This window comes from Micromonospora sicca, from assembly GCF_003172935.1.
In the GTDB taxonomy this organism is placed as follows: domain Bacteria; phylum Actinomycetota; class Actinomycetes; order Mycobacteriales; family Micromonosporaceae; genus Micromonospora; species Micromonospora sicca.
This window is the reverse complement of record NZ_QGKS01000267.1, coordinates 1-26261: the sequence shown is the minus strand read 5'-3', so window position 1 is coordinate 26261 and position 26261 is coordinate 1. Positions and strand designations below refer to the sequence as shown.

The following is a 26261-nucleotide window of genomic DNA, read 5'->3' as shown; positions in this document are numbered from 1 at the left end:
TGCGGGCGGCCACCGGCACGGAGATCAGCGCTGGCTGATCGTCACGTTCCCGCTGCCGGTGCCGACGTCGAGCAGCAGGGGCGCGGTGGGGTCGTCGGCGACGCCCTGCTCGGCGTCCCCGGAGCCGGTGCTGGACCGGACCCGGTACCGGCCGGCCGGCACCGTCAGCTCGACGTCGCCGCTGCCGGCGTGGACCCGGGCGGAGGCCGGCCGGTCCAGCTCCACGGTGACGTTGCCGGAGCTGGCCTCCGCGTCCACCTGGTCGCCGAGCCGGCGGGCGCTGATGTCGCCCGAGGAGGCATGCAGGTCCACCCGGCCGGCCACGTCGACCACCTCGATGTTGCCGGAGCCGGTCTCGGCGCGTACCGGGCCGGTGGCGCCGGTCACCGTGATGTCGCCGGAGCCGAGCTTGATCTCCACCGGGCCGACCCGCGTCAGCTCCACGTTGCCGGAGCCGGTCTCACCCCGGACCGCCACCCCCTCCGGAGCGGTCACCTCGTAGGAGATGCTGCACCGGTTCCCGCAGTCGGTGTCCAGCACGAGCTCGTCGCCCTTGACCTCGTACCGCGCGTCGGGCTCGCCGCCCTGGTAGCGCACCATCCGCTTGATCCGTACCTGGGGGGTGGTGCCGGAGGCGCGGACCGTCACGTCACCGGAGCCGGGCAGCACGGTGATCCGGCTGATCTTCACCGCCTCGGTGTTGTCGAAGTCGAGCCGGCGGAACGAGAGGGTGTCGCACCCGGCGAGGAGGATCAGGGCGGCGGCCGCCGCCGCGGCGACCCCGGTGCGCGCGGCGACGGCGGTGGTCTGGTGCAGAGCCATGGCCAGCACGCTACGACCGGGGCGGCCCGGCGCACATCCGGGTTCCTCCGCCCGTCCACCCCGAACCGACCCTGAGATCGCACCCCGAGGGAGAATGACCGGATGGCCGGGTACCGCCGACAGCTCTACCGCGACGACGCGGTGGTCCTGCGTGTGCAGAAGCTCGGCGAGTCCGACCGGATCATCACCCTGCTCACCCGCCGGCACGGCCGGCTGCGCGCGGTCGCGCGGGGGATCCGGCGCACCACCAGCAAGTTCGGCGCCCGGCTGGAGCCGTTCGGCCACGTCGACCTCCAGCTCGCCGGCGACCCGAAGGGCGAGCACGGCAGCTCGCTGCACACCGTCAGCCAGGTCGAGGGGATCGACCTGTACGGCAAGCGGTTCCTCGGCGACTACCCCCGCTACACCGCGGCCAGCGCGATCGCGGAGACCGCCGAGCGGCTCACCCCGGTCGAGCGGGAACCGTCGCTGCGGTTGTTCCAGCTCACCCTGGGCGCGATCAAGTCCCTGGCCCGGGGCGAGCACGCCACCACGCTGGTGCTCGACGCGTACCTGCTGCGCGGGATGGCCCTCGCGGGCTGGGCGCCGGCCCTGACCGCGTGCGCGGTCTGCGGCACGCCCGGGCAGCACCGGGCGTTCTCCGTACCGGCCGGCGGCGCGGTCTGCCCGGACTGCCGGCCGCCCGGTGCGGCCCACCCGGCGCCGGCCACCATCGACCTGATGTCCGCCCTGACCACCGGCGACTGGGTGCTCGCCGACGCCACCGAGACCGGCGTACGCCGGGAGTGCAGCGGCCTGGTCGCGGCGCACCTGCAGTGGCACCTGGAGCGCGCGCTACGCTCGCTGCCGCTGGTCGACCGGGGTGCCCCGGCGGCCACCGCGGTCCCGCCGCCGGTCGGCGCGGTCGCGGAGGCGGACGGTGTGAACAGGGAGAAGACCGAGTGATCCGATCGACGAGTGCCGGCCGGCGCGAGCCGGCGCCACCGACTCCGCACCCGTCGGGTGCCCGGCCCCCGGCGCTGCCCGCCGACGCGGTGCCGAAGCACGTCGCGGTGGTGATGGACGGCAACGGCCGGTGGGCCAAGGAGCGCGGCCTGCCCCGCACCAAGGGTCACGAGCAGGGCGAGCACAGCCTCTTCGACACCATCGAGGGCGCGATCGAGCTGGGCATCCCCTACCTGTCCGCGTACGCCTTCTCCACCGAGAACTGGCGGCGCTCGCCGGACGAGGTCCGCTTCCTGATGGGCTTCAACCGGGACGTCATCCGCCGCCGCCGGGACCAGCTGGTCGACCTCGGCGTCCGGGTGGTCTGGTCGGGTCGGGCCGGCCGGCTCTGGAGGAGCGTCATCTCCGAGTTGCAGACGGCTGAGGAGATGTCCCGGGGCAACTCGACGCTGACCCTCCAGTTCTGCGTCAACTACGGCGGCCAGGCGGAGATCGCCGACGCCGCCGCCGCGATCGCCCGCGACGTGGCCGCCGGCCGGCTCGACCCGGGCAAGGTCACCGAGAAGACCATCGGGAAGTACCTGTACCACCCGGAGGTCCCCGAGGTGGACCTCTTCCTGCGCCCCTCCGGCGAGCAGCGGACCTCCAACTTCCTGCTCTGGCAGAGCGCGTACGCCGAGCTGGTCTTCCTCGACACGCTCTGGCCGGACTTCGACCGCCGCCACCTCTGGTACGCCTGCGAGCTGTACGCCCAGCGGGACCGCCGCTTCGGTGGCGCGCTGCCCAACCCGGTCGCGCCGCGGATCTGAGTCACGCTTACCGGCGCGGCGGGCTGGGTATCAATCCGGACAGCAGCCAATCGCGGAGGTGAACCCACATGATTCAGAAGCGGATTGCCCAGTGGGCGGTCATGGCGGTCGCCGTGCCGCTGGCGGCGGCCGGCGCCCGTCGGCTCAGCCACACTCTGGAGGCCCGGCGCGGTTCGTCCGGGGTGAGCCGACTGCTCACCAAGGGCGCCGACATGCTGCGGCCGCAGAAGGCCAAGCGTCGTCGGTTCTGGTGACGTCGACGGTCGGCGCCGCGGCGTCGCGGCGCTGACCGGGCTCGCGGACCGCGCCCCGCATCCGGCTTTCCGGCCGGAGGGCGGGGCGCTCGCGCGTACGATCGGCCCAGGGCGCGCCGTCGGGACGCGCCCGCCACGGGGGTGGGGATGCGGGATCTCCGGTACAAGATGATCATGGCGTTGAACGCGGCCGACCTCGGCAGCCCGATCTGCGAGCAGGTGGCCGGGATCTGCGCGGAGATCGCCGAGCAGCACTGCGCCGAGTTCGGGCACGTCCCGAGCGTGCGTTCCGGCGAGATCGCCGAGCTCGGGGCCACCGGCGAGCCGGCGCTGACCTGGGCGCCCACCGAGACCGGGCAGCGTGCCTGGTGACCGCTGTCGCCCCCATGCCCGCCGTGGACGTCCGGCGGGCCGCCGACCGGTTCACGACCCGGCTGTCCTGGCTCGACTCGAAGCACTCGTTCTCGTTCTCCCGGCACTACGACCCGGCCAACACCCACCACGGGCTGCTGCTGGTCAACAACGACGACGTGGTGCACCCGGGCACCGGTTTCGAGACCCATCCGCACCAGGACATGGAGATCGTGACCTGGGTGCTGCGCGGCTCGCTGGTGCACCAGGACTCCACCGGCCACTCCGGCGTCATCTACCCCGGCCTGGCGCAGCGGATGAGCGCGGGCACCGGCATCCTGCACTCGGAGAAGAACGACGCCTGGCGGCTCGCCGGCACCACCCCGCACGACGACCCCGTGCACTTCGTCCAGATGTGGGTGATCCCCGACGAGGAGGGGGTCGACCCCGGGTACGAGCAGCTGGAGATCGGCGACGAGCTGCTCCGCGGCGGCCTGGTCCCGGTCGCCTCCGGCATGGACCAGTACGACGGCGCGTCCGCGATCCGGATCCGCAACCGGTACGCCACCCTGCACGCCGCCCGGCTCGCCCCCGGCGACGAGGTGACCCTCCCGGACGCGCCGTTCCTGCACCTCTACGTGCCCAACGGGGCGGTGACGCTGGAGGGCACCGGTCGGCTGGGCGACGGGGACGCGGCCCGGATCACCATGACCGGCGGACAGCGGGTGACCGCCACCGAGCCGGCCGAGATCCTGGTCTGGGAGATGCACGCCGCCCTCGCCTGACCGCGCCGCCCGCTGGGCGGTTGAGCCTCACGCCTCCACTTCAGAGTGGTCGCCGGCCCAGAGCGTGTGGAAGGAGCCCTCGCGGTCGACCCGCCGGTAGGTGTGCGCGCCGAAGTTGTCCCGCAGCCCCTGGATCAGCGCGGCCGGCAGCCGCTCGGCGCGCAGCGCGTCGAAGTAGGCCAGCGACGACGAGAACGCCGGAGTCGGCACGCCCGCCCGGGCCGCGTCGGCGACCACCCGCCGCCAGCCCGGCACGCCGGCGCTCACCCGGTCGGCGAACCACGGCGCCACCAGCAGCGTCGCCAGCTCCGGCTCGGCGTCGTACGCCTCCCGGATCCGGTCCAGGAAGCGGGCCCGGATGATGCAGCCGCCCCGCCAGATGGTGGCGGTGCCGCCCAGGTCGATGTCCCAGTCGTACTCCCGGCTGCCGGCCCGGATGTGGTCGAAGCCCTGTGCGTACGCGACGATCTTGCTGGCCAGCAGCGCGCGCCGCACCTCCTCGACGAACGTCTCCCGGTCGTCGACCTGCCACTTCTCGCCCGCGTCGGCGAAGGTGCGGCGGGCGGCCGCGCGCTGGTCGGCGTGGCCGGAGAGCGACCGGGCGAAGGTCGCCTCGGCGATGCCGGTGATCGGGATGCCGAGGTCGAGGGCGCTCTGCACGGTCCAGCGGCCGGTGCCCTTCTGCTCGGCCTGGTCGAGCACAACGTCCACGAACGGCTTGCCGGTCGCGGCGTCGGTGTGCGCCAGCACGTCGGCGGTGATCTCGATGAGGAACGACTCCAGCTCGCCGCCGTTCCACTCCCGGAAGATCTCCGCGATCTCCGCCGGGCTCGCCGAGAGCCCGGCCCGCAGCAGGTCGTACGCCTCGGCGATGAGCTGCATGTCGGCGTACTCGATGCCGTTGTGGACCATCTTCACGAAGTGGCCGGCGCCGTCCGGGCCGATGTGCCGGCAGCACGGCGTGCCCTCGACCTGCGCGGCGATCTTCTCGAAGATCGGCCCGAGCTTCCGATACGACTCGGCCGAGCCGCCGGGCATGATGCTCGGGCCGCGGAGCGCGCCCTCCTCGCCGCCGGAGACGCCGGTGCCGACGAAGTGCAGCCCGTGCCCGCGCAGCGCCTCCTCGCGGCGGCGGGTGTCGGCGAAGTGCGCGTTGCCGCAGTCGACGACGATGTCCCCCTCCTCGAGCAGCGGCACCAGCTCGTCGATCACCGCGTCGGTCGGGCCGCCCGCCTTCACCATGACGATGACCGCGCGGGGCCGCTCCAGCGAGGCGACGAAGTCGGCGAGGGACTCCGACGGGACGAAGGCGCCCTCGTCGCCGTGCTCGGCGACCAGGCTGCGGGTGCGCTCCGGCGACCGGTTGTGCACCGCCACGATGAAACCGTTGCGGGCCAGGTTCCGGGCGAGGTTCCGACCCATCACCGCCAGACCGGTCACGCCGATCTGCGCCGTCGCCTGCTGTGCCATCCGTACCGCCACCTCTCGCCGGACTGCCCGTCCTGCGACCGTATCGCGGTCGACGGCGGCCCGGGGCGACTCATCGACGTCGGGTGAGCGCACCGTCAGCGCGGTGTGGCGGTCGGGGTCGGGCAGCCGGCCGTCGGTGCGGCGCAGCGGCCGCGTCGGCCCGGGTCAGCCCTCGGCCAGCCGGGCCTCGATGCGGGCGACCTTCGCGTGCATCGCGTCGGTCACCCCGGGCCGGACGTCCGCCTTCAGCACCAGGCTGACCCGGGGTGCCCGGGCGGCGACGGTGTCGACGGCGCGCTTCACCACCGCCATCACCTCGTCCCACTCGCCGTCCACGGTGGTGAACATGGCGTCGGTCCGGTTCGGCAGCCCGGACTCGCGGACCACCCGGACGGCCTCGGCGACCAGGTCACCGACGGATTCACCCACGCCGAGCGGGGTGATCGAGAACGCGATCAGCATGTCGCCGATCGTGCCAGTAATTCGGCTGCGGGTCGCCCGGGCCGTCGGATAGCCTCGGGGCATGCGTAACTGACGCCCTTTTTCGGAAGCTGGCCCGCCGCCGTCGCCGCGGGCCGCTGCTCCGGGCGTCCGCATGCCACTCGCCGCCGTCGTCGCGACGTCCTCCGTGGTCGGGCCCGTCGGGGCAGCCCCGTTCCCCGCTCGCCGCGCCACCGGCGCCCCGCAGTCAGGAGGCAGCGTATGCCCGCCAAACGCAGTCCGAAGAAGTCCCGTAAGCCGTCGTCCGGGCCGTCCGTGGTGGACGTGACCCTGCCCGACGTCGACATCCCCGCGGTGGCACCGGCCGCGCCGGTCGCCCTGCCGGCGTCGACGCAGGCGGAGATCCCGCCACCGCCGAAGGGCGGTCCGCCGGCCGGTCGGGACGCCCGGTTCGCCGGGCGCAGCCAGCGCGCCGGCCAGACCCGCCGGTACGCCTTCCGCCGCAGCTGAGTTGTAGGGCGCGGCCGGCGGCGGGCCGACGATCCCGGCCGTCGCACCGACGGCCGGGACGGGACGCACGTGGGCGGGGTCGCGCGATGCGGCGACCCCGCCCATGTCCCCGTACCCCGGCTCAGGTTTGTGCGGCCAGCGCGGCCTTCGCCTCGCCCGGCGAGTCGGCCGGGCGACGGCGGTCGACACCGCGGGCCAGGCCGAACAGCCCGGCCACCATCAGCAGGCTGACCGCGATCTTGAGCGGGGCCCCCTCGGTGACGATGTCGAGCACCTGCCCGCCGGTGAGGACGAGCGGCACCCACAGCGACACCAGGCCGGCGCGCCAGGCGCCGAAGGCCAGCACCAGCAGCCCGACCAGCCAGCCCAGCAGCCACACGGCGAACGACGCCATCACGAACGGATCGTTGTCGAGGGCGTCGACGACCGGCCGGGCGGCGTCCGCGTCGACGCCGGCGCCGGCGAGGGCCCCGAAGAACGCGTTGTAATGCCAGAGGTGGACGCCGGAGAAGTAGAGGCCGAGGAGGGCGACGCTGCCGCCGATGGCGGCGACGAGCGGCTTGCGCCGGCCGAGGGCGGCGGCCAGTCCGGCCATCGCCGGCAGCAGCAGCAGATGTGCCAGTGCGAACAGGACGGTCTCCGCCCGCCAGGCGCCCAGGTTCCCGGCGGCCACCGCCACGTTGCCGGCGGTCTCCGACACGTCGTCCGGGAACATCACCCAGTAGAAGGCGTTCGCGACGCCGTACAGCACACCGCCCGCGGCCAGGGCGACCGCCGTGAGCCGCCGGCCGTACCGCCATCCGGTCCTGTCATCCATCAGAATCTCCCTCTCGAAGCTGTGTGATGGACGCTAGGAGTCGGGTCCGGGCGGGTCGTCCGCCGCGAAGTTGATCCGCGGGTGGAGTTCCGCCCGGCCCTCCTACACCCGTGGGTGGACGCCGGGCCGCCGGCTCCGCCGATACCCTTCCCACCATGTCCGCCGCCCTCGACATCCGATCCCGCTGGCGCCGCGGCGCGGTCCTCGTCGCGGGTGTCGCGCTGTTCGCGTTCGGCCTGGCCGAGCTGTACGTCCCGCTCGCCGGCTACGTCGAGGGACAGGGGCCGGACATCGCCGCGCTGCCCGGCGGCTGGCTCGCCGTGCTCACCGTGCTGCTGGCCGGCTACGGCCTCGCGGTGGCGGGCTGCACGGCGTACCCCCGGGCGGCCGCCGTCCTGGCCGGCGCCTGCTTCACCGCGCAGAGCTTCACGCCGGTGCTTCCGGAGTGGCCGGTCGTACCGCTGCTCGCGCTGGTCGCCGCCTGCTTCGCCGGCATCGCCGTCGGTGGGCGGGCCGCGCCGGCGGTCGCCGCGGTCAGCTACTTCGGCTCGCTCGGGATCGAGAACCTCGCTGCGGGCGACTCCGACTGGATGTTCATCCTCTTCGTCGGGCTCGCCGTGCTGGGCCCCGGCTACGCCGTGCGGATGCGTCGGGCGCAGGCCGCCCGGCTGGTCGCGCTCGCCGCCGAACGGGAAGCCGCCGCCCGGACCGACGAGCGGCTGCGGGTGGCCCGGGAGCTGCACGAGATCGTCTCCCACGGCGTCTCGGTGATGGTGCTCCAGGCCGGCGCGGCGCAGGCCGTGCTCGACTCGGACGCCGACCAGGCCCGCGAATCGCTCGAGGCGGTGCAGGACGTCGGGCGCGAGGTGGTCACCGAGTTGCGTCGGCTGCTCGTCATCCTCCGCGGCGCGGAGGCCGCCCCGGAAGGGCTCCCGTCGTTGCGGCGGATCGACCCGTTGACCGCCGCGGTACGCATCGCCGGCGGCCGGGTCGAGGTGCGCGTCACGGGCGACCTCACGACGGTCCCGGTGGCCGCCGACGTCAGCGGTTACCGCATCCTGCAGGAGGCGCTGACGAACGCCGCCCGGCACGCACCGGGGTCGACCGTCGACGTCTCCGTCGAGGTGGGCGGTAACGCCCTGCGGTTGCACGTCGTCGACGACGGACCGGGCCCCGCCCGCCGCAGCAACGGCACCGGTCACGGCCTGACCGGGATCCGGGAACGGGCGGAGTTGTTCGGCGGCACGGTCACCGCCGGCCCGCGGGTGGACGGCGGCTTCGAGGTGCGGGTCGAACTGCCCTTCGATCCCGAGGCGTCGGCTTCCGCGCTCTCCACGACGGGGACCACGACGTGATCCGGGTCCTCATCGCCGACGACGAGGCGCTGGTCCGCGGCGGGCTGCGGATGATCCTCGGTGCGCAGCCCGACATCGAGGTGGTCGCCGACGCCGCCGACGGCGAGGATGCCGTGCTGCTCGCGGCCCGGTTCCAGCCCGCCGTCGTGCTGATGGACATCCACATGCCGCGGCTCGACGGGATCGCCGCGACCGAGCGCATCCTGGCCGCGCGGGCGGACGTCCGGATCATCATGCTGACCACCTTCGACCTCGACGAGTACGTCTACCGGGCGCTGCGCGCCGGCGCGTCCGGATTCATGCTCAAGACCACGCCGCCGAAGGATCTGGCCGAGGCCCTGCGGACGGCCGCCCGCGGCGACGCCCTGCTGTCCCCGTCGATCACCCGTCGGCTGATCGACCACTACACCGCGACGGCGCCGGTCGGCGGCAGCCCCGGCCTGGCGGACCTGACCCTCCGGGAGACCGAGGTGCTGCGGATGATGGCCCTCGGTTTGTCCAACCGCGAGATCGCCGGCCAGCTCTTCGTCGGCGAGGCGACCGTGAAGACGCACGTCAACCGCATCTTCGCCAAGCTGGGGGTGCGGGACCGGGTGCAGGCGGTCGTGCTGGCGTACCAGGCCGGGGTGGCGCAGCTCCGGCGGTGACGGAGCACTCGCCGGCTTCTCAGCCGAGCAGCGGGCGGAAGGTGCCGAGCAGGATGCTGGCCGCGAGCGCGCCGCCGGCCAGCGCCGCCGCCCCGGCGATCAGCAGCCCGTCCGCCGTGGTGAAGCGCTGTCGGCGGGCGACGGTGCGCGGGGTGCCGGCGTCGAAGCCGCGGGCGTCCATCGCCACCGCGAGCCGGGTGCCCCGGCGGATCGCCCCGACCAGCAGGGCGAACGCGGTCGAGACGAAGAGCCGCAGCCGGGCCAGGGGGTTGCGGCCGGCGTCCACGCCTCGGGCCCGCCGGGCCATGCTGATCATCTGCCATTCCTGGCCGAGCAGGGGCACCAACCGGAACGCGGCCAGCGCGCCGATGGCGAAGCGGGCCGGCGCCTTCGCGTTCTGGATCAGCGCGTCGGCCAGGTCGGTCGGGTCGGTGGTGGCGAAGACGATCACGCCGGGCAGCGCCACCGCGAGCATCCGCAGCACCAGCCCCAGCGCGGTCAGCAGCACCCCCGACGTCACCGTCACCGGCCCGGCCTCGACCAGCACCCGGCCGGACCGGTCCGCGGCGAACAGCACCAGCGTGACCACGATGCCGGCGGCGCCGGCCAGCAGCGGCCAGGCCCGCCGGGCCAGCACCCGGTAACGCACGCCGAACAGCGGCAGCACGCCCAGCTCGATCGCGATGGCGATCGCCGGGGCCACCGGGTCCAGGGTGGCGATCAGGGCGACCGAGAAGACCAGCGCGGCGGCCAGCTTCGCGACCGGATTGCGCCGGGCCAGCGGCGCACCGGGCGCGGCGACCGGCTCGATGACGATCATGCCCGGCGCTCCAGGATGACGGTCCGGTCCGCCAGCGCGGCGACGAAGTCCGGGTCGTGGGTGACGGTGACGACGCCGTGCCCGGCGTCGCGCAGCTCGGCGAAGAGGTCGACCAGCTCCCGCCAGGTCCGCCGGTCCTGACCGAAGGTGGGTTCGTCGCAGATCAGCAGGCGGGGCGCGGTGGCCAGGGCGGTCGCCACGCTCAGCCGCCGCGCCTCGCCGCCGGAGAGGGTGTACGGGTTGGCGCCGGCCAGCTTCGCCAGCCGGAGCCGTTCCAGCAGCGTCTCGACCGTGGCCCGCACGGCCGCCTCGGACCGGCCGGTCCGGCGCGGGCCGAGCGCCAGCTCGTCGAAGACGGTGCCGGTGACGAACTGGTGCTCCGGGTCCTGGAAGACCGAGCCGATCCGCGCGGCCAGGGCGGGCGCCCGCCAGCGGTGCGGGGAAGTGCCGGCGTCCCGGCCGGCCAGCACGGCGGTGGCGCTGGCCGTGCCGGTGCCGGGGCGGAGCAGTCCGCCGAGGAGCAGGGCCAGGGTGGACTTCCCGGCGCCGTTGGGGCCGAGGACGGCGAGCGCCTCGCCGGCGCGTACGGACAGGTCGGTGGGGGCCAGCCGGGGCGGCAGGCCGAGCCGGTCGGCGGTGATCAGCGGCTCGCCGGCCGGCGCGGTCGCGTGCCGGGGCGCGACGATCCGACCCGGCACCCAGACGCCCTCGGCGGCGAGCGCGTCGCCGTGCGCGGCGAAGACCGCGGCGGGCGGTCCGTCGGCCCGGACCCCGCCACCGGGTTCGAGGACGACCACCCGGTCGACCAGCGGCAGCGCCTCGGCGACCCGGTGCTCGACAAGGATCAGCGTGGTGTCCGCGTCGACGGCGTCCGCGACGGCCCGCCGGACCAGCGCCGCGCCGGCCGGGTCGAGGTTGGCGGTCGGCTCGTCGAGCAGCAGCAGCGTCGGCCGCAGGGCCAGCGCCCCGGCCAGCGCGAGCCGCTGCTGCTCGCCGCCGGAGAGGGCGGCGGTGGGCCGGTCCCGGTGGTACGGGAAGCCGACCCGGTGCAGCGCCTCGTCCACCCGGGGCCAGATCTCGTCGGCCGGTACGCCCCGGTTCTCCAGCCCGAACGCGACGTCGTCGCCGCAGCGGGCCATCACCAGCTGGGTCTCCGGGTCCTGGAAGACGATGCCGACCCGTTCCCGGGCCTTGCGCGGGTCGAGCCCGTCGATCTCGACGGTGCCCTCCTGCTCACCGGAGTCCTCGGGCAGCAGCCCGGCCAGCGCGCTGAGCAGGGTGCTCTTCCCGGCTCCCGAGGGCCCGAGCAGCAGTACCCGCTCGCCGGCCTCGACGCGCAGGTCAACCCCGCGCACCGCCCACGCCTTCCGGCCCGCGTGCCGCCACCCGAACCCCCGCAGCTGCACGGCGCTCACCGCTCCACCCCCTCTCGTCCGGCGATCATGAAGTTGTCGTCCCGACACGCCACGCCGGATGACGACAACCTCATGATCAACGCGGCTCCGGGTGCGGGGGTGGCGGTCAGACGGCGGGGCGTTCGCGGCCGGCGGGGAAGCGGTCGAGGACGCCCGTCCCCGCCAGGGCGCGGGTCAGGGCGACGCTGCCCAGGCCGGCCACGACCAGGGAGCTGACCGCCGTGATCAGGATGTACGGGAGGCGGAAGCTGCCCCACGCGGTGCCCGGGTACCAGATGAACACGTCGTAGAGCGAGGCGGCGAGCCCGGCGAGGGTGGCCGCCAGCAGCGCCACCGGCAGTCGGTAGGTGCGGTACCCGAAGACCGCGAAGGCGAGTTCCGCCGCCGCCGCCTCGAGCGGGCCCTGCACGACCAGCGTCCAGCCCCAGCTGCTGCCGAGCGCGACGGAGACCAGCGCGGCGAAGGTGAGCGTGAAGAACGCGGCGCCCGGCTTGCGGATGATCAGCGCGCCCAGCACGGCGGGCACCAGCCAGACGCCGTACAGCACGGCCCGGCCGGGCAGCGGGATGGCGTCCGCCGGCCCGTTCCACAGCAGGCCCCAGGCCCAGAAGATGACGCCGAAGGCCACCCCGAGCACCGAGGCGATGACGATGTCGATGGTGCGCCACCGGTTGGCGGTGTTGTCCATGGTTGCTCCCAGTCCAGTGAAACGAACCAGGAGAAGACGCACGCCGCGCCCGGTGTCACCGGACGGCGGCGCGGCTGGAGGTCGACCGAACTCCCTGCGCTGGCATTACCCAGATCAGGTTCGAGGGTCTGCGGGCGATGCCCGCACTCTCAGCGCTGTGCGCTCCCCTGTCGGATGTGAAGTTGTCTCGGCAGACGCTAGCACCGACCAGGGGTGCCGGCCCAGCAGGTGGTCGCGTTCCGGCCCCGACCCGGCCCGCTGGGTAGGGTGACGATCATGCGGGTCGACGCGCGAGGTCTGACGTTCGAGGTAGGCACCGGCGGTCCCGAGGACGGCGTACCCGTCCTGCTGCTGCACGGCTTCCCGCAGCACGGCGGCGAGTGGGACGACGTGGTTCCCGCGCTGCACGCGGCGGGGCTGCGCACGTACGCGCTGGACCAGCGGGGCTACGCGCCGGGTGCGCGGCCGGCGGAAGTCGAGGCGTACCGGATCCCGGAACTGGTGGCCGACGCGGCCGGCGTGCTCGACGCGCTCGGGGTGGAGTCCGCGCATGTGGTGGGGCACGACTGGGGCGCGATCGTGGCGTGGGGTCTCGCGGCCGCGCACCCGCGGCGGGTCCGCACCCTCACCGCGGTCTCGGTGCCGCACCCGGCGGCGATGGCCCACGCGCTCGCCACCGCCCAGCAGAAGGCCCGCTCCGCCTACATCGCGCTGTTCCGCAAGCCGGGCAAGGCCGAGAAGGTGCTGCTGGCCCTCAACGCCACCGCGCTGCGCAAGCTGCTCGGCGGGGTGGGTGACGCGGCGCGGGTCGCCCGCTACGCCGACCCGATGCGTGCGCCGGGCGCGCTGACCGCCGCGCTGAACTGGTACCGGGCGATGTCGGGGGCGGACATGAAGGCCGTCGGCCCGACCACCGTGCCGACCACCTTCGTCTGGAGCGACAAGGACATCGCGATCGGCCGGACCGCCGCCGAGGCCTGCGCGTCCCACGTGACCGGCGACTACCGCTTCGTGGAACTCTCCGGCGTCACGCACTGGATCCCCGACGAGGCGCCCGGGCCGCTGGCCGAGGCGATCATCGCCCGGACCGCCGCGTGATCGCGACGCCCGCGCCGGCCCGGCCGCACACCCGCGCGTCGCTCGCCGCCCAGTTCCGCGACCTCGGCGTACGCCCCGGCGGTGCGCTCCTGGTGCACGCGGCGCTGCGCCCGCTCGGCTTCGTCTGCGGCGGGCCGGAGACGGTGGTGCTGGCCCTGCGCGACGTGCTGGGGCCGGACGGGACCCTCGTGGTGCCCACCCACACCCCGGAGAACAGCGACCCGGCGGGCTGGAACAATCCGCCCGTGCCGGCGGACTGGTGGCCGGTGATCCGGGCGGAGCTGCCCGGCTTCGACCCGGCGCTGACGCCGAGCCGGTTCATGGGCACGCTCGCGGAGCAGGTGCGTACCTGGCCGGGCGCGCTGCGCAGCGATCACCCGCAGGTCTCCTTCGCCGCGCTCGGCCCGGCCGCCGGGCGGATCGTCGCCGGCCACGCAGTGGCCGACATGCTGGGCGAGGGCTCCCCGCTGGCCCGGCTGCACGACCTCGACGCCGACGTGCTGCTGCTGGGCGTCGACCACGGCTCGAACACCTCGCTGCACCTCGCCGAGTACCGGCGGCCGGCGCCGCCCCGGCAGCGCTGCGGCGCGGCGGTGCGGACCGGCGACGGTGGCCGGGAGTGGGTGTGGTGGGCGGACGTGGACCTGGACGAGAGCGACTTCGCCCGGCTCGGCGACGACTTCGAGGCCACCGGCGCGGTACGGGTGGGCGCGGTCGGGGACGGGACGGGCCGGTTGATGAGGCAGCGGGCGGCGGTCGACTTCGCGGGGGAGTGGCTGGCCCGGAACCGACGGACGGAGGAAGCATGACGGTGAGCGCGGAGGCGTACCTGGCGGTGGTGACCGACACGATCGGTCGGGTGGCCGCCGGCCAGCGCGAGGTGGTGGGTCGGGCCGCCGACCTGATCGCCGAGGCGTTGCGCGCCGACGGGGTGGTGCACGCGTTCGGCACCGGCCACTCCGAGGCGCTCGCCATGGAGATCGCCGGCCGGGCCGGCGGGCTGGTGCCGACCAACCGGATCGCGTTGCGCGACCTGGTGCTCTACGGCGGTGAGCCGGCCGACGTCCTCGGTCCGAAGCTGGAACGCGACCCGGCCGTGGCGCACCGGCTCTACGAGCTGGCCCCGGTACGCCCGCAGGACGTGTTCGTGCTCGCCTCCAACTCGGGCGTCAACGGGGCCATGGTCGAGTTCGCGGCCCTGGTCAAGGAGCGGGGACACGACCTGGTGGCGATCACCTCGGCCGAGCACTCGGGGCGGATGACGTCCCGCCACCCGTCGGGCCGTAAGCTCGCCGACTTCGCCGACGTGGTGCTCGACAACGGCGCCCCGTACGGCGACGCCACCCTGCCGCTGCCCGGCGGCGGCGCGGTCGGCGCGGTCTCCTCGATGACGGCCGCGCTGCTGGCCCAGCAGATCGTGGCGGAGGTGGTGGCCCGGTTGCTGGCGGCGGGGGAGCGGCCCCCGGTCTACCTGTCGGCCAACATCACCGGTGGCGACGAGCACAACGCCGAGCTGGAGGCCCGGTACGCCGGCCGGATCCGCCGGGGGGCGTGACCGGTTCGCCCCCGGCCCGGGCGGCGGGCGTCCGCGAGGCGGTTTCGCGAAACGCCCGGCGGGGCAAAGGCTCAGCTGCCGACGGGGTGCTCCCCGCCGGCAGTACCGTCTTCGTGGAGGTGGTCGGTGTCCAAGGAAACCGAGAAGCAGCGCTGGCAGCGCAACTTCGCCGACCTGCTGCAGGAGCTGCGGGTGGCGCAGACCGGGGTGCAGATCCTTTTCGCCTTCCTGCTGACCCTGCCGTTCAGCAACGGTTTCACCCGCGTCACCGACTTCCAGAAGAACGTCTACATCGTCGCGTTGCTGGGCGCCGCGGCGGCCACCGCGATGATCATCTCGCCGGTCGCCTTCCACCGGGCGCTGTTCCGGCAGGGGCGCAAGCCGGAGCTGGTCCGGTTCGCCCACCGGATGGCCGGCGGGGGCCTCGGCTTCATGCTGATCTCGATGGTCAGCGCCGTCCTGCTGATCACCGACTTCGTGCTCAGCCGGCCGGTCGCCTTGCTGCTCAGCGCGGTCACCGGGATCTGGTTCCTGGCCTTCTGGGTGATCCTGCCGTTCGCCCGGCGCAACTGGGGCGAGGACGACATCGACGACGATGACGACGACCCGCAGGTGCTCGCCGGCGACTGAGCCCCGCTGTCATCTCGCCAAATCGGACGTGCCAAGAACGCTACCCCTGGGTAACACCCGGGGGTAGCGTCGTTTTTGTCGCGCACGTTGACGCAGCCGGACCGAGGTTCGAGGGGGCAGCCGTGACCACGACACAGAACAGCCGACCGGACGGAACGCAGGGCGCGGGCGGCCCCACCGGACGGGTGGCGCCGATCGACGATCCCGACCACGGTCCCCCGGCGCCCGGGGGCGAGGCGGCCACGACCGCCGCCGCGATCGACGAGGCCGGCGGCGCCGCACCGCTGCCCGCCGAGGCGGGGCAGGTCTCCGAGAAGGAGGCCCGTCAGGTCGCCGAGGCGGCCCGGGAGTCGGCCTGGGACCGGCCCAGCTTCGGCAAGGAACTCTTCCTCGGCCGGTTCCGGCTCGACCTGATCAACCCCTGGCCGCGGTCCGACCCGGACGACGTCGCGGGGGCCGAGGAGTTCCTCGGTGCGTTCGGGGCGTACCTGGACTCCGAGGTGGACGGCGGGGCCATCGAGCGGGAGGCGTCCATCCCGGACGAGGTCTTCCACGGCCTGGCCCGGCTCGGCGCCTTCGGCATGAAGATCGACCAGAAGTACGGCGGGCTCGGGCTGAGCAACCTGCACTACTGCCGGGCGCTGATGCGGGCCGGTTCGATCAGCCCGGCCATCGGGGCGCTGCTCTCGGCGCACCAGTCGATCGGCGTGCCGCAGCCGCTGAAGATGTTCGGCACCCCGGAGCAGAAGCAGCGGTTCCTGCCACGGCTCGCCGCCGGTGAGGTCTCCGCGTTCCTGCTCACCGAGCCGGACGTCGGTTCCGACCCGGCCCGGCTGGCCACCACCGCCGAGCCCACCGCCGACGGCACGGGCTACCGGCTCAACGGGGTGAAGCTGTGGGCCACCAACGGCACGGTCGCCACCCTGCTGGTGGTGATGGCCCGGGTGCCGGCGGCCGAGGGCCGGCGCGGCGGGATCACCGCCTTCGTGGTCGAGGGCGACAGCGAGGGCATCACGGTGGAACGCCGCAACGCCTTCGTCGGCCTGCGCGGCCTGGAGAACAGCCTCACCCGGTTCCACGACGTCTTCGTGCCTAAGGAGAACGTGATCGGCGGCGAGGGCAAGGGGCTGAAGATCGCCCTGACCACGCTGAACACCGGCCGCCTCTCGCTGCCGGCGATGTGCGTCGGGGCGGGCAAGTGGTCGCTCAACGTGGCCCGGGAGTGGGCCGCCGACCGGATCCAGTGGGGCCGGCCGCTCGGCGAGCACGAGGCCGTCGCCAAGAAGCTGGCCTTCATCGCCGCCACCACGTACGGCATGGAGAGCATGCTCGACCTCTGCTGCCTGCTCGCCGACGACGACCGTAACGACATCCGGATCGAGGCGGCGCTGGTCAAGCTCTACGCCAGCGAGATGGCCTGGAAGATCGCCGACGAGCTGATCCAGATCCGGGGCGGGCGCGGCTACGAGACCGCCGACTCCCTCGCCGCCCGGGGCGAACGCCCCGCCGCAGTCGAGCAGATCCTGCGTGACCTGCGGATCAACCGGATCTTCGAGGGCTCCACCGAGATCATGCATCTGCTGATCGCCCGGGAGGCGGTGGACGCGCACCTCTCGGTGGCCGGCGACATCATCGACCCGGACGCCGGCCTCGGTCGCAAGGCGAAGGCCGGCGCGCGGGCCGGCGTGTTCTACGCCAAGTGGCTGCCCACCCTCGCCGTCGGCAAGGGCCAGGCCCCCGGCGCGTACGCCGAGTTCGGCCCGCTCGCCGGTCACCTGCGGCACGTCGAGCGGACCTCACGCAAGCTGGCCCGGTCGACGTTCTACGCGATGTCCCGGTGGCAGGGGAAGATGGAGCGCAAGCAGGCGTTCCTCGGCCGGGTGGTGGACATCGGCGCGGAGCTGTTCGCGATGTCCGCGGTCTGCGTCCGGGCGTACGCGGAGAAGGACAGCCGCCCGGAGAACGTCGAGCTGGCCGACCTGTTCTGCCGGCAGGCTCGGCTGCGGATCGAGGAGCTGTTCACCGGGCTCTGGTCGAACACCGACTCGCTGGACGTGGCGGCGGCGAAGCGGATCCTCGCCGGCCGGTACGCCGCCCTCGAGGAGGGCGTCGCCACCCCGCCCGCGGACGCCCCCTGGGTGGCCCGCTGGACCCCCGGCCCGTCCACGGCGAAGGACGTCCGCCGCCGCATCCCACCCCGTTCGTGACGGCGTGCGGCATGTCGCGGTTCCCGGTCGCCCGGAGACCGCGGCATGCCGCATCCCGCCGGCCGGTCAGCGGGCGATGGCCCAGGCGATGATGGCGGCCAGGATGAGTCCGTTGAGCACGGCCAGCACCAGGTACGCCTGCGGCGGGATCTTGCGGCCCTTGCGGACGAAGCTCACCAGGACGCCCGCGTACGCCAGCAGCAGCACGGCGACGACGATCAGGAAGTACAGCACCGCCACACCCTAGCGGCCCGCCCGAAGTCCCAGCCTGCGCAGCTCCAGCGCGGCGAGCGCGTCGACGGTGGCGTCGTCGCCGCGGCGCCACGCCTCGGCCACGTCGGGCGCGATCCGGGTCAGGCGGCCCAGCGGCTGGCCGGCGAGGGCCCGCAGCGCCAGCAGGTCCCGGCCGGCGGGGGCGGTGGCGAGCGCCTTCGCCGCGCCGGCCCGGCGCATCCAGCGCACCCGCAGCGGCAGCCAGCCGAAGAGCACCAGTCCGAGCGGGAAGACCAGCACCGCGATGCTGAGCGCGAGAGCCAGCTGGCCGACCAGTTCCTGCTGGTCGCGGCCCGCCTCCGCGACCGCCCGGGCGGCCTCCGCGGCCTTGTTGAAGGGGCCGGTCAGCTCGTCGCCGACCAGCGGCACCCGGCCGACCTTGCCGCCGGCGTCGGCCAGGTTGTCGGCGAGGCCGCCGCCGGCCCCTTCCAGCTTCTGTCCGGGTACGGCCAGCTTCTGCACCAGGTCGTGCAGCCAGAGCGCGAAGCGGATCGCCGCGTAGACCCAGGCGACGACGAGGAGGTCGGTGAGGAGCTGACGGAGAGCGGTGGGAAAACGGTCGGCGTAGATCTTCACGCCGGACAGCGTGCCACGCGCCGGCCGCCGGGGCACGGGGGAGAATTCTCAGCCGGCGCAGGCCGGGCAGGTGCCGAAGATCTCCAGGGTGTGGCTGACCTCGGCGTACCCGTGCTGCGCGGCGACCCGCTCCGCCCAGCTCTCCACCGTCGGCCCGGCCACCTCCACCGTCCGCCCGCAGTCCCGGCAGACCAGGTGGTGGTGGTGACCCTCGCTGCACCGCCGGTAGAGGTGCTCGCCGCCGGGCGGGCGCATCACGTCGATCTCGCCGGCGTCGGCCAGCCCCTGCAATGTCCGGTAGACGGTGGTCAGGCCGACCCGCTCGCCCCGCTGGCGCAGCATCGCGTACAGGTCCTGCGCGCTGTGGAAGCCCTCCACCTCGGCCAGCAGAGTGCTCACGGCCGTCCGCTGCCGCGTGTTCCGCAACGTCCCCTCGGTCACGGTCCCTCCCCGGCGTGGCTGACCGCGTCCGCCACGATGTGTGCGACGTGCTCGTCCACGAGGGCGTACGCGATCTCCCGGCCGCGCCGGGAGCCGCGGACTACGCCGGCGCCGCGGAGCACCCGCAGGTGCTGGGAGACCAGCGGCTGGGGTGCGCCCAGCTTCTCCACCAGCTCGTGCACGCACCGTTCACCCTGCGCCAGCTCGGTCACGATCGCCAGCCGGATCGGCGCGGACAGTGCACGCAGCAGGTCACCCGCGCCCTCGAAGGCGTCGTACCCGTTCGTGCCCGTCATCCCGTAACGGTAACCAATGCCAGCAGGATCGTTCAGGGGTGGCTCACCGGAGCACGACCTCGTGCGGCTCGGGGGCCGGCGCGGCCGCCGGGCTGGTCCGCCGGCGCAGCGCCCGCCAGCCGGCCGCGGCGAGCGCGACCACCAGGAACGAGGCGATGGCCAGCAGCACCACCGAGGCGCCCGGCGCGGTATCGGCGGTGGCCGCCACCCAGATGCCCGCCCCGGCGGCGAAGAGCCCCAGCGCCATGGCGGCCGTCATGGTGCTGCGGAAGCCCCGGGTGACCTGCTGGGCGGTGGCCACCGGCACCACCATCAGCGCGCTGATCAGCAGCACGCCGACCGCCCGCATGGCGATCGTCACGGTCACCGCGGTGGTCACCGCCAGCAGCAGGTTGAGCGCGCGGACCGGCAGCCCCGACACCCGGGCGTACTCCTCGTCGTGGCAGACCGCGAAGAGCGCCGGGCGCAGCGCCAGCATGAGCACCAGAATCGCCGCGCCGAGCACCAGGATCGTGGTCAGGTCGGCCGGCGACGTGGTGGTCAGCGACCCGAACAGGTACGAGTTGAGCGCCGCGCTGCTGGCATCGGAGAGCCCGACCAGCATCACGCCGCCGGCGATGCCGCCGTAGAAGAGCAGCGCCAGGGCCAGGTCGCCGGAGGTACGGCCGCGCGAGCGGACCAGCTCGATGCCGATCGCGCCGAGGGTCGCCGCGAGCACCGCCACCAGCACCGGGGAACGGTTCAGCAGCAGCCCGGCCCCGACGCCGGTGAGCGCCACGTGCCCGATCCCGTCGCCGATCAGCGCCAGCCGCCGCTGCACCAGGTAGATGCCGAGCGCCGGCGCGGCCAGCCCGATGACCAGCGCGCCGACCAGGGCGCGCAGCATGAAGTCGTACTGGAAGAGGTCCATGTCAGATGCTCCACAGCCCGGCGGGCTCCTCGTCGCAGTGCGGGTGCACGTGCTCGTGGTCGGGTTCCGCGTGGTGCCCGGCCGGCTCCGGCACCGCGCCGTCGTGGCAGATGCCGCCCTCGTGCACGACGACCGCCCGGCTGATCAGCGGTCGCAGCGGGCCCAACTCGTGGGCGACCAGCAGCACGGTCCCGCCGCCGGCCAGGAAGCCGCGCAGCGCCGCGGCGAACGCCTGCTGGCTCTCCGCGTCGACCCCGGCGGTCGGCTCGTCCAGCACCAGCAGCTCGGGTTCGCCGGCCAGGGCCCGGGCGATCAGGGTGCGCTGCTGCTGGCCGCCGGAGAGGGTGGCGACCGGGTCACCGGCCCGGTCGGCGAGCCCGACGGCCCGCAGCGCGGCGGCGACCGCCTCGCGGTCGGCCCGCCCCGCCGGCCGCAGTACGCCCCGCCGGGCCAGCCGCCCCGAGGCCACCACCTCGCCCACCGTGGCGGGTACGCCGCTGCCGGCGCCGAGCCGCTGCGGGACGTACCCGATCCGGTGCCACTGCCGGAAGCGGCGCTGCGGGGCGCCGAACAGGGTGACCGACCCGGCGCTGAGCGGGACCAGCCCGAGCACCGCGCGGATCAGGGTGGACTTGCCGGAGCCGTTGGCGCCGAGCACGGCGACCACCTCGCCGGCGGTGACGGTCAGCGAGACGTCCCGCAGCACGGGGCGGCCGTCGTAGCCGACGGCGGCGTGCGTGACCTGGATGACGGGTGCGTTCATGAGCAGTCCAACGCGGTTCGCAGGGTTTCGAGGTTGGCGCGCATCGCCGACAGGTAGTCCCCGTCGGCGGGTGGGCCCTCGATCGGGTCGAGGACGGCGGTCTTCGCCCCGACCTCGCGGGCCACGGTCTCGGCGACCTTCGGGCTGACCAGGGTCTCGAAGAAGATGGTGGTGGCCCGGTGCTCCCGGGCCTCCTTCGCCACCTCGGCGAGGCGCTGCGGCGAGGGCTCGCTGTCCGGGGTGAGGCCGGTGATGCCGACCTGCTCGAGCTGGTAGTGCTCGGCCAGGTAGCCGAACGCGGTGTGGCTGGTCACGATCTCCCGGCGCTGGCAGGTCTTCAGCCCCTCGGCGTACTCGGTGTCGAGCTTCGCCAGGTCGGCGCGGAACGCCGCTGCCCGGGCGGTGAAGTCGGCGGCCTGCTCCGGGTCGGCCCTGCCGAGCCGCTCGGCGAGCCGGTCGCCGACGGTGGCCAGCCGGGTGGGGTCGAGCCAGAGGTGCGGGTCCTTGCCGCCGGTCTCCTCCTCGTGGCCGGGCTCACCCTCGTGCTGGTGACCGCCGGCCGCCGCGTCGTGCAGCGGCTGCACGCCGGCCACGTCGAACGCCCGGTCGCCGCCGTTCTGGTCGACCGCCTCGTCCACGGCCGGCTGGAAGCCCTTGAGGTAGACGATCAGCTCCCCGTCGCTGATCTGGCCGACCTGGCGCGGGTTGAGCTCCAGGTCGTGCGGCTCGGCGCCGGGCTTGGCCAGGTTGGTGACCTTGACCGCGTCGCCGCCGATCCGCTCGGCGAGGAACTGGAGCGGGTAGAAGGCGGCCACCACGTCGACCCGCTCCGGGTCGGCGCCGGCCGGCCCGCCGTCGGAGCAGGCGGCGGTGCCGCCGAGGGCGAGCAGGGCGGTGGCGGTGGCGGCCAGGACGCGGCGCGCGGAGCGGATCGTCATGACGACCACTGTCCGCGATAACGAAATTGATTGTCAAAAACGCATGATTGCATGTCAGAGCAGCTTGGCCAGGGCCACCGCGATCAGCAGGGTCAGCATCACCAGGCGGATCACCCGGGTCGCCGGCGCCTGCACCGGCCAGGTGGTCACCATCAGCCACACCAGCCCCGCGGCCAGCGCCAGCAGCAGCAGGCCGCCGACCGGACCGGGCGCGAAGAGCGCCACCAGCACCAGGACCAGCGTGGCCAGGAAGACCGTCGTCGGGTTGACCCGGGCCAGGCGGCCCAGCAGGGGGCTCTGCGTACGCTGCATCCCACAGACTCTACGAGGAGGACGCCGGTGCTGGTGACCAACCGGTTCGTGGTGGACGCCGAGGTCGCGCCCGACTTCACCGAGCGGGCGCACGCCGCCCTCACGGCGCTCGCCGCCCGCCCCGGCTACCTGCGCGGCGAGTTGCTGCGCGCGCTGGACGACCCGAGGCACTGGTGCCTGCTCACCGAGTGGGAGTCGGTCGGGGCGTACCGGCGGGCGCTGGGCGGCTTCGACGTCAAGATCACGGCGGTGCCGCTGCTGGCCGAGTCGGTCGACGAGCCGTCGGCGTACGAGACGCTGGCCAGCGCCGCGCCGGACGGGGAGATCGTCGTCGTCGCCAGTGATCGGGCCGCAGGTCCTTACCGGTGACCGCGGGGGCACTACCCTCTGCCGTATGACCGCTCCCGGACCGGTAGGCCCGCCCCCTCACCCCGTGCTGTCCGGCGAAGGCGGCGCGCCGCCGGTCCCGGGGTCGCCGGCCGAGCCGGACGTCCCTGCCGGCCCGGGAGTGGCCCCGCCGTTCGCCGCTCCGCCCACCGAGGGCGGCCGGGCCCGGCTCTGGCTCGGCCTCGGCGTCGGGGCGCTGGCCGTGCTGCTCTGCTGCGGCGGGGGCGGCGCGGCGATCGTCGGACTGGCGGTGAGCAACGTGCAGGCGATCGAGGAGCAGGGCCGGACGGTGACCGACGACTACTACCAGGCCCTGGTGGAGAAGGACTGGTCCCGGGCGTACGACCGGCTCTGCGACGACGCCCAGCGGCGCGAACCCCGGCCGGAGTTCGAGCAGCGGGTGGCCGCGGAGCCCCCGATCTCCGGCTACCGGGTGGGCAGGGTCGACGCGCAGACCCTCACCGTGCCGGTCGACGTGACGCTCAGCGGCGGCAAGCGGGAGGCCCAGCAGGTGACCCTGGCGGCGGATCCGCAGACCGGTGGCATGGAGGTCTGCGGGGTGAGCTGACCCGCCCCCGGTATTCTGCTGGGCTCGGGACTCCGGTAGCCGTACCGTTGTCGCGAACTGACCGTTACATCCACATCGCCCCCGCCGACCGCCAGCCGGCGTAGGAGGAAACATGCCAGCCGACCGTATCGACGCCGTCGTCAGTCTCGCCAAGCGCCGAGGCTTCGTCTTCCCCTCCAGCGAGATCTACGGGGGCACCCGGTCGGCGTGGGACTACGGTCCGCTCGGCGTGGAGCTCAAGGAGAACGTCCGCCGGCAGTGGTGGAAGACCATGGTCCAGCAGCGCGACGACGTGGTCGGCCTGGATTCCGCGGTCATCCTGGCCCGCAAGGTCTGGGAGGCGTCGGGCCACATCGCCGAGTTCGTCGACCCGCTGACCGAGTGCCAGTTCTGCCACAAGCGGTTCCGCGCCGACCACCTGGAGGAGGCGTACGCCGAGAAGCACGGCAAGCCGCTGACCTCGCTGTCGGAGCTGAACTGCCCCAACTGCGGCAACAAGGGCACCTTCACCGAGCCGAAGATGTTCAACGGCCTGATGAAGACCTACCTGGGCCCGGTGGAGAGCGACGAGGGCCTGCACTACCTGCGCCCGGAGACCGCCCAGGGCATCTTCGTCAACTACAAGAACGTGGAGACGGTCGCCCGCAAGAAGCCGCCGTTCGGCATCGCGCAGACCGGCAAGTCGTTCCGCAACGAGATCACCCCGGGCAACTTCATCTTCCGGACCCGCGAGTTCGAGCAGATGGAGATGGAGTTCTTCGTCGAGCCGGGCTCCGACGAGCAGTGGCACGAGTACTGGCTCGAGCAGCGCTGGAACTGGTACCTCGACCTGGGTCTGTCGGCGGAGAACCTGCGCTTCTACGAGCACCCCAAGGAGAAGCTCTCCCACTACTCGAAGCGCACGGTCGACATCGAGTACCGGTTCCAGTTCGGCGGCACCGAGTTCGCCGAGCTGGAGGGCATCGCCAACCGGACCGACTTCGACCTCTCCACGCACAGCAAGCACTCCGGCGTCGACCTGTCGTACTTCGACCAGACCAAGGGCGAGCGCTGGATGCCGTACGTGATCGAGCCGGCCGCCGGCCTGACCCGCGCGGTGCTCGCCTTCCTGCTCGAGGCGTACGACGAGGACGAGGCCCCGAACACCAAGGGCGGCGTCGACAAGCGCACCGTGATGCGCTTCGACCCGCGGCTGGCCCCGGTGAAGGTGGCGGTGCTGCCGCTGTCCCGCAACGAGGCGCTCTCGCCCAAGGCGAAGGGGCTCGCCGCGGACCTGCGCAAGCGCTGGGTGGTCGAGTTCGACGACTCGCAGGCCATCGGCCGCCGCTACCGCCGGCAGGACGAGATCGGCACGCCGTTCTGCGTGACGGTCGACTTCGACACCCTCGACGACAACGCAGTGACCGTGCGGAACCGGGACACCATGGCCCAGGAGCGCGTCTCGCTGGACCAGGTCGAGCGGTACCTGATCGAGCGCCTGCCCGGCTGCTGAGTCGCTGACGGGGCCCTGACCGGCGCGGGAGGAGTGCCGGTCAGGGCCCCGTACACTTGTCCGGTGACCGCCCCGACCCTGCCCGCGCTGCGCCCGTTGACCCTCGGGCGGCACCAGGTGTGGCCGCCGGTGGTGCTGGCGCCGATGGCCGGCATCACCAACGTCGGCTTCCGCCGGCTCTGCCGGGAGCAGGGCGGCGGCATCTACGTCTGCGAGATGATCACCACGCGGGCGCTGGTCGACCGGAACCCGAAGACGCTGCGCATGATCGCCTTCGGCGCGGACGAGCAGCCGCGCAGCCTCCAGCTCTACGGCACCGACCCGGAGATCACCGCCGCCGCGGTGCGGATCGTGGTGGAGCGGGACCTCGCCGACCACATCGACCTCAACTTCGGCTGCCCGGTGCCCAAGGTGACGCGGCGCGGTGGCGGTTCGGCTCTGCCGTGGCGGCGCCGGCTCTTCGCCCGCCTGGTGAAGGCCGCGGTGGACGCCGCGTCGCCCGCCGGGGTGCCGGTCACGGTGAAGATGCGCAAGGGCATCGACGACGACCACCTGACGTACGTCGAGGCGGGGCTCGCCGCGCAGGACGCGGGTGTGGCGGCGGTCGCCCTGCACGGGCGTACGGCCGCGCAGCGCTACTCGGGCACCGCCGACTGGGACGCGATCGCCACCCTCAAGCAGGCCCTGGACGTGCCGGTGCTCGGCAACGGGGACATCTGGGAGGCCGACGACGCGCTGCGGATGGTGGCGCACACCGGCGTCGACGCCGTGGTGATCGGGCGGGGCTGCCTGGGTTGTCCGTGGCTCTTCGCCGACCTGGAGGCCGCGTTCAACGGCCGGTCGGAGCGGCGGCTGCCCAGCCTGGGCGAGGTGGCGGCGACCATGCGCCGGCACGCCGAGCTGCTCGTCGACCAGTTCGTCGCGGGTGCGCGCAACCCAACCCGGGGTGAGCGGGACGGCTGCACCGACTTCCGCAAGCACGTCGCCTGGTACCTCAAGGGGTTCCCGGTCGGCAGCGAGCTGCGCCGCTCCCTGGCGATGATCGACAGCCTGGCGCAGCTCGACGACCTGCTCGGCAAGCTCGACCCGGCCGAGCCGTTCCCGGTGGCCACCCTGGGTCAGCCGCGCGGCCGGACCAACTCCCCGGGCAAGGTCTTCCTGCCCGACGGCTGGCTGGCCAGCCGGGACGACGACACCGTGCCCGACGGCGCCGAGCTGGACGACTCCGGCGGCTGACCGCGACCAGCCCGGTCCGGCCGCCACCCCTGAGCCGGCGGTCAGGCCCGGACCGGCGCGGCCGATCCGGGTGGTCAAGAGACGACGAAAGGGCCGGCCCCCGGGTGGGGGTCGGCCCTTTCGGGTTGGTGCTGGTTGGGTCAGGAGGCGGTGTAGCCGCGGGTGGCGATCCAGTCGGCGAGGTTGTCCACGCTCATCCGGTAGGAGGCCATGTTCGGGTCGGCCGAGTCGGCGATGGTCGCCGTGTGGCCGCCGTCGCGGTAGCCCACGACGCTGATGTAGTGGCCGCCTTCGAAGGAGTGGGTGTTGCCGTCGGTGTCGGTGGCGGTGCCGGCGATGTTGGCGACCACGGCGCGGCCCTCATCGACGGTGTGGACGATGTCGGTGCGCAGCTTGTCGGTCTGCTTGCCGTCGGCCTTCGGGTCGCGGATTTCGACGCTGTGGTAGACG

Annotated in this window: 33 protein-coding genes and 1 riboswitch; of the genes, 17 read left to right on the top strand and 16 right to left on the bottom strand. The window is 73.8% G+C overall.

Annotated features, from left to right (window positions below; all coding sequences use genetic code 11):
- Window positions 1–24: 24 nt before the first annotated feature.
- Entirely contained in the window at window positions 25–822 is a 798-nt protein-coding gene (locus tag DKT69_RS21225) for a DUF4097 family beta strand repeat-containing protein (protein WP_109803274.1), read from the bottom strand.
- A 102-nt stretch (window positions 823–924) separates the two neighbouring features.
- On the opposite strand from DKT69_RS21225, the gene recO reads away from it, so the two are divergent.
- From recO to DKT69_RS21200, 5 genes are all read left to right on the top strand, one after another.
- A complete protein-coding gene (recO, locus tag DKT69_RS21220; RefSeq protein ID WP_109803268.1) occupies window positions 925–1767 on the top strand; it encodes a DNA repair protein RecO in 843 nt (280 codons plus the stop codon).
- A complete protein-coding gene (locus DKT69_RS21215) occupies window positions 1764–2576 on the top strand; it encodes an isoprenyl transferase (protein ID WP_109803267.1) in 813 nt (270 codons plus the stop codon). Before recO ends, DKT69_RS21215 begins: the two co-directional genes overlap by 4 nt.
- 68 nt (window positions 2577–2644) lie before the next feature.
- Window positions 2645–2830, top strand: coding sequence for a hypothetical protein (locus DKT69_RS21210; protein ID WP_109803266.1), 186 nt, complete (start codon window positions 2645–2647; stop codon window positions 2828–2830).
- 147 nt (window positions 2831–2977) lie between these two features.
- Window positions 2978–3202, top strand: a complete 225-nt coding sequence (locus DKT69_RS21205; RefSeq protein ID WP_109803265.1) for a thioredoxin reductase — start codon at window positions 2978–2980, stop codon at window positions 3200–3202.
- A complete protein-coding gene (locus tag DKT69_RS21200) occupies window positions 3199–3966 on the top strand; it encodes a pirin family protein (protein ID WP_236648127.1) in 768 nt (255 codons plus the stop codon). The genes DKT69_RS21205 and DKT69_RS21200 overlap by 4 nt, the downstream gene beginning before the upstream one ends.
- A gap of 27 nt (window positions 3967–3993) precedes the next feature.
- On the opposite strand, the gene gnd is transcribed toward DKT69_RS21200, so the two are convergent.
- On the bottom strand, window positions 3994–5436 hold the full coding sequence (gene gnd / locus DKT69_RS21195; protein WP_109803273.1) for an NADP-dependent phosphogluconate dehydrogenase: 1443 nt from the start codon (window positions 5434–5436) through the stop codon (window positions 3994–3996).
- Between the two features lie 165 nt (window positions 5437–5601).
- The gene (locus DKT69_RS21190; protein ID WP_109803263.1) at window positions 5602–5898 is read right to left on the bottom strand and encodes an MTH1187 family thiamine-binding protein; all 297 of its coding nucleotides are present in this window, start codon (window positions 5896–5898) and stop codon (window positions 5602–5604) included.
- 240 nt (window positions 5899–6138) lie between these two features.
- On the opposite strand from DKT69_RS21190, the gene DKT69_RS21185 reads away from it, so the two are divergent.
- Window positions 6139–6387: a hypothetical protein gene (locus DKT69_RS21185; protein WP_109803262.1), complete on the top strand. Its 249-nt coding sequence runs from the start codon at window positions 6139–6141 to the stop codon at window positions 6385–6387.
- Window positions 6388–6508: 121 nt separating this feature from the next.
- On the opposite strand, the gene DKT69_RS38440 is transcribed toward DKT69_RS21185, so the two are convergent.
- The gene (locus DKT69_RS38440; RefSeq protein ID WP_161557914.1) at window positions 6509–7204 is read right to left on the bottom strand and encodes a hypothetical protein; all 696 of its coding nucleotides are present in this window, start codon (window positions 7202–7204) and stop codon (window positions 6509–6511) included.
- Window positions 7205–7359: 155 nt separating this feature from the next.
- Here DKT69_RS38440 and DKT69_RS21175 point away from each other — a divergent pair, with 155 nt between their 5' ends.
- Both DKT69_RS21175 and DKT69_RS21170 read left to right on the top strand, forming a co-directional pair.
- A complete protein-coding gene (locus tag DKT69_RS21175) occupies window positions 7360–8559 on the top strand; it encodes a sensor histidine kinase (protein ID WP_109803261.1) in 1200 nt (399 codons plus the stop codon).
- Window positions 8556–9206, top strand: coding sequence for a response regulator (locus tag DKT69_RS21170; RefSeq protein ID WP_109803260.1), 651 nt, complete (start codon window positions 8556–8558; stop codon window positions 9204–9206). Before DKT69_RS21175 ends, DKT69_RS21170 begins: the two co-directional genes overlap by 4 nt.
- 19 nt (window positions 9207–9225) lie before the next feature.
- Here DKT69_RS21170 and DKT69_RS21165 read toward each other — a convergent pair whose 3' ends face one another.
- The 3 genes from DKT69_RS21165 to DKT69_RS21155 form a co-directional block, all read right to left on the bottom strand.
- Window positions 9226–10026 carry an energy-coupling factor transporter transmembrane component T family protein gene (locus DKT69_RS21165; RefSeq protein WP_109803259.1) on the bottom strand — a complete coding sequence of 267 codons (801 nt, stop codon included), beginning with the start codon at window positions 10024–10026 and terminating at the stop codon, window positions 9226–9228.
- Window positions 10023–11441, bottom strand: coding sequence for an ABC transporter ATP-binding protein (locus DKT69_RS21160; protein ID WP_109803258.1), 1419 nt, complete (start codon window positions 11439–11441; stop codon window positions 10023–10025). Before DKT69_RS21160 ends, DKT69_RS21165 begins: the two co-directional genes overlap by 4 nt.
- 106 nt (window positions 11442–11547) lie before the next feature.
- On the bottom strand, window positions 11548–12129 hold the full coding sequence (locus tag DKT69_RS21155; protein WP_109803257.1) for an ECF transporter S component: 582 nt from the start codon (window positions 12127–12129) through the stop codon (window positions 11548–11550).
- Between the two features lie 73 nt (window positions 12130–12202).
- Window positions 12203–12308, bottom strand: a riboswitch (TPP riboswitch).
- A gap of 97 nt (window positions 12309–12405) precedes the next feature.
- Here DKT69_RS21155 and DKT69_RS21150 point away from each other — a divergent pair.
- From DKT69_RS21150 to DKT69_RS21130, 5 genes are all read left to right on the top strand, one after another.
- Window positions 12406–13227: an alpha/beta fold hydrolase gene (locus tag DKT69_RS21150; protein ID WP_109803272.1), complete on the top strand. Its 822-nt coding sequence runs from the start codon at window positions 12406–12408 to the stop codon at window positions 13225–13227.
- Window positions 13224–14036, top strand: a complete 813-nt coding sequence (locus DKT69_RS21145) for an AAC(3) family N-acetyltransferase (RefSeq protein WP_109803256.1) — start codon at window positions 13224–13226, stop codon at window positions 14034–14036. The genes DKT69_RS21150 and DKT69_RS21145 overlap by 4 nt, the downstream gene beginning before the upstream one ends.
- Entirely contained in the window at window positions 14033–14782 is a 750-nt protein-coding gene (locus DKT69_RS21140; RefSeq protein ID WP_109803255.1) for a sugar isomerase domain-containing protein, read from the top strand. The genes DKT69_RS21145 and DKT69_RS21140 overlap by 4 nt, the downstream gene beginning before the upstream one ends.
- A gap of 126 nt (window positions 14783–14908) precedes the next feature.
- Window positions 14909–15412 carry a DUF6328 family protein gene (locus DKT69_RS21135; RefSeq protein ID WP_109803254.1) on the top strand — a complete coding sequence of 168 codons (504 nt, stop codon included), beginning with the start codon at window positions 14909–14911 and terminating at the stop codon, window positions 15410–15412.
- Between the two features lie 257 nt (window positions 15413–15669).
- On the top strand, window positions 15670–17619 hold the full coding sequence (locus tag DKT69_RS21130) for an acyl-CoA dehydrogenase family protein (RefSeq protein WP_109803271.1): 1950 nt from the start codon (window positions 15670–15672) through the stop codon (window positions 17617–17619).
- A 66-nt stretch (window positions 17620–17685) separates the two neighbouring features.
- Here the strand turns inward: DKT69_RS21130 and DKT69_RS39065 are convergent, their stop codons facing one another.
- The 8 genes from DKT69_RS39065 to DKT69_RS21095 are packed head-to-tail and all read right to left on the bottom strand — an operon-like array spanning window position 17686 to window position 22128.
- Window positions 17686–17853, bottom strand: a complete 168-nt coding sequence (locus DKT69_RS39065; RefSeq protein WP_201749773.1) for a hypothetical protein — start codon at window positions 17851–17853, stop codon at window positions 17686–17688.
- A gap of 9 nt (window positions 17854–17862) precedes the next feature.
- The gene (locus DKT69_RS21125) at window positions 17863–18468 is read right to left on the bottom strand and encodes a hypothetical protein (protein WP_109803270.1); all 606 of its coding nucleotides are present in this window, start codon (window positions 18466–18468) and stop codon (window positions 17863–17865) included.
- Between the two features lie 48 nt (window positions 18469–18516).
- Window positions 18517–18909, bottom strand: a complete 393-nt coding sequence (locus DKT69_RS21120; RefSeq protein ID WP_109803253.1) for a Fur family transcriptional regulator — start codon at window positions 18907–18909, stop codon at window positions 18517–18519.
- On the bottom strand, window positions 18906–19205 hold the full coding sequence (locus tag DKT69_RS21115) for an ArsR/SmtB family transcription factor (RefSeq protein ID WP_109803252.1): 300 nt from the start codon (window positions 19203–19205) through the stop codon (window positions 18906–18908). Before DKT69_RS21115 ends, DKT69_RS21120 begins: the two co-directional genes overlap by 4 nt.
- A 43-nt stretch (window positions 19206–19248) precedes the next feature.
- Window positions 19249–20115: a metal ABC transporter permease gene (locus DKT69_RS21110; protein ID WP_109803251.1), complete on the bottom strand. Its 867-nt coding sequence runs from the start codon at window positions 20113–20115 to the stop codon at window positions 19249–19251.
- 1 nt (window position 20116) lies between these two features.
- Window positions 20117–20878, bottom strand: coding sequence for a metal ABC transporter ATP-binding protein (locus DKT69_RS21105; protein WP_109803250.1), 762 nt, complete (start codon window positions 20876–20878; stop codon window positions 20117–20119).
- Window positions 20875–21816, bottom strand: a complete 942-nt coding sequence (locus tag DKT69_RS21100; protein WP_109803249.1) for a metal ABC transporter substrate-binding protein — start codon at window positions 21814–21816, stop codon at window positions 20875–20877. Before DKT69_RS21100 ends, DKT69_RS21105 begins: the two co-directional genes overlap by 4 nt.
- Window positions 21817–21870: 54 nt before the next feature.
- Complete coding sequence (locus tag DKT69_RS21095; protein ID WP_109803248.1) at window positions 21871–22128, bottom strand: DUF6703 family protein; 258 nt, start codon at window positions 22126–22128, stop codon at window positions 21871–21873.
- 27 nt (window positions 22129–22155) lie between these two features.
- Between DKT69_RS21095 and DKT69_RS21090 the strand changes: the two genes are divergently transcribed.
- The 4 genes from DKT69_RS21090 to dusB all read left to right on the top strand — a co-directional run bounded on the left by DKT69_RS21090 (window position 22156) and on the right by dusB (window position 25811).
- Window positions 22156–22497, top strand: a complete 342-nt coding sequence (locus DKT69_RS21090) for an antibiotic biosynthesis monooxygenase family protein (protein ID WP_109803247.1) — start codon at window positions 22156–22158, stop codon at window positions 22495–22497.
- 25 nt (window positions 22498–22522) lie between these two features.
- Window positions 22523–23083: a hypothetical protein gene (locus DKT69_RS21085; protein WP_368666264.1), complete on the top strand. Its 561-nt coding sequence runs from the start codon at window positions 22523–22525 to the stop codon at window positions 23081–23083.
- 112 nt (window positions 23084–23195) lie between these two features.
- Window positions 23196–24575, top strand: a complete 1380-nt coding sequence (locus tag DKT69_RS21080) for a glycine--tRNA ligase (RefSeq protein WP_109803246.1) — start codon at window positions 23196–23198, stop codon at window positions 24573–24575.
- A 63-nt stretch (window positions 24576–24638) separates the two neighbouring features.
- Window positions 24639–25811 (top strand): tRNA dihydrouridine synthase DusB, encoded by a 1173-nt coding sequence (gene dusB, locus DKT69_RS21075; RefSeq protein ID WP_109803245.1) that lies wholly within the window; start codon window positions 24639–24641, stop codon window positions 25809–25811.
- A 140-nt stretch (window positions 25812–25951) separates the two neighbouring features.
- Here the strand turns inward: dusB and DKT69_RS21070 are convergent.
- Window positions 25952–26261: C39 family peptidase (locus DKT69_RS21070; protein ID WP_201749772.1), on the bottom strand; the 310-nt coding region annotated here is incomplete at its 5' end.

Excerpts from the sequence above, each read along its gene's own strand:
- DKT69_RS21100 (WP_109803249.1), bottom strand. The coding sequence starts at position 21,816 with ATGACGATCCGCTCCGCGCGCCGCGTCCTGGCCGCCACCGCCACCGCC.
- DKT69_RS21140 (WP_109803255.1), top strand. The coding sequence starts at position 14,033 with ATGACGGTGAGCGCGGAGGCGTACCTGGCGGTGGTGACCGACACGATC.
- DKT69_RS21165 (WP_109803259.1), bottom strand. The coding sequence starts at position 10,026 with ATGATCGTCATCGAGCCGGTCGCCGCGCCCGGTGCGCCGCTGGCCCGG.
- DKT69_RS21150 (WP_109803272.1), top strand. The coding sequence starts at position 12,406 with ATGCGGGTCGACGCGCGAGGTCTGACGTTCGAGGTAGGCACCGGCGGT.
- recO (WP_109803268.1), top strand. The coding sequence starts at position 925 with ATGGCCGGGTACCGCCGACAGCTCTACCGCGACGACGCGGTGGTCCTG.
- DKT69_RS21155 (WP_109803257.1), bottom strand. The coding sequence starts at position 12,129 with ATGGACAACACCGCCAACCGGTGGCGCACCATCGACATCGTCATCGCC.
- DKT69_RS21205 (WP_109803265.1), top strand. The coding sequence starts at position 2,978 with ATGCGGGATCTCCGGTACAAGATGATCATGGCGTTGAACGCGGCCGAC.
- DKT69_RS21110 (WP_109803251.1), bottom strand. The coding sequence starts at position 20,115 with ATGGACCTCTTCCAGTACGACTTCATGCTGCGCGCCCTGGTCGGCGCG.
- gnd (WP_109803273.1), bottom strand. The coding sequence starts at position 5,436 with ATGGCACAGCAGGCGACGGCGCAGATCGGCGTGACCGGTCTGGCGGTG.
- DKT69_RS21185 (WP_109803262.1), top strand. The coding sequence starts at position 6,139 with ATGCCCGCCAAACGCAGTCCGAAGAAGTCCCGTAAGCCGTCGTCCGGG.
- DKT69_RS21080 (WP_109803246.1), top strand. The coding sequence starts at position 23,196 with ATGCCAGCCGACCGTATCGACGCCGTCGTCAGTCTCGCCAAGCGCCGA.
- DKT69_RS21225 (WP_109803274.1), bottom strand. The coding sequence starts at position 822 with ATGGCTCTGCACCAGACCACCGCCGTCGCCGCGCGCACCGGGGTCGCC.
- DKT69_RS21210 (WP_109803266.1), top strand. The coding sequence starts at position 2,645 with ATGATTCAGAAGCGGATTGCCCAGTGGGCGGTCATGGCGGTCGCCGTG.
- DKT69_RS21105 (WP_109803250.1), bottom strand. The coding sequence starts at position 20,878 with ATGAACGCACCCGTCATCCAGGTCACGCACGCCGCCGTCGGCTACGAC.
- DKT69_RS21085 (WP_368666264.1), top strand. The coding sequence starts at position 22,523 with ATGACCGCTCCCGGACCGGTAGGCCCGCCCCCTCACCCCGTGCTGTCC.
- DKT69_RS21190 (WP_109803263.1), bottom strand. The coding sequence starts at position 5,898 with ATGCTGATCGCGTTCTCGATCACCCCGCTCGGCGTGGGTGAATCCGTC.
- DKT69_RS21115 (WP_109803252.1), bottom strand. The coding sequence starts at position 19,205 with ATGACGGGCACGAACGGGTACGACGCCTTCGAGGGCGCGGGTGACCTG.
- DKT69_RS21095 (WP_109803248.1), bottom strand. The coding sequence starts at position 22,128 with ATGCAGCGTACGCAGAGCCCCCTGCTGGGCCGCCTGGCCCGGGTCAAC.
- DKT69_RS38440 (WP_161557914.1), bottom strand. The coding sequence starts at position 7,204 with ATGGATGACAGGACCGGATGGCGGTACGGCCGGCGGCTCACGGCGGTC.
- DKT69_RS21175 (WP_109803261.1), top strand. The coding sequence starts at position 7,360 with ATGTCCGCCGCCCTCGACATCCGATCCCGCTGGCGCCGCGGCGCGGTC.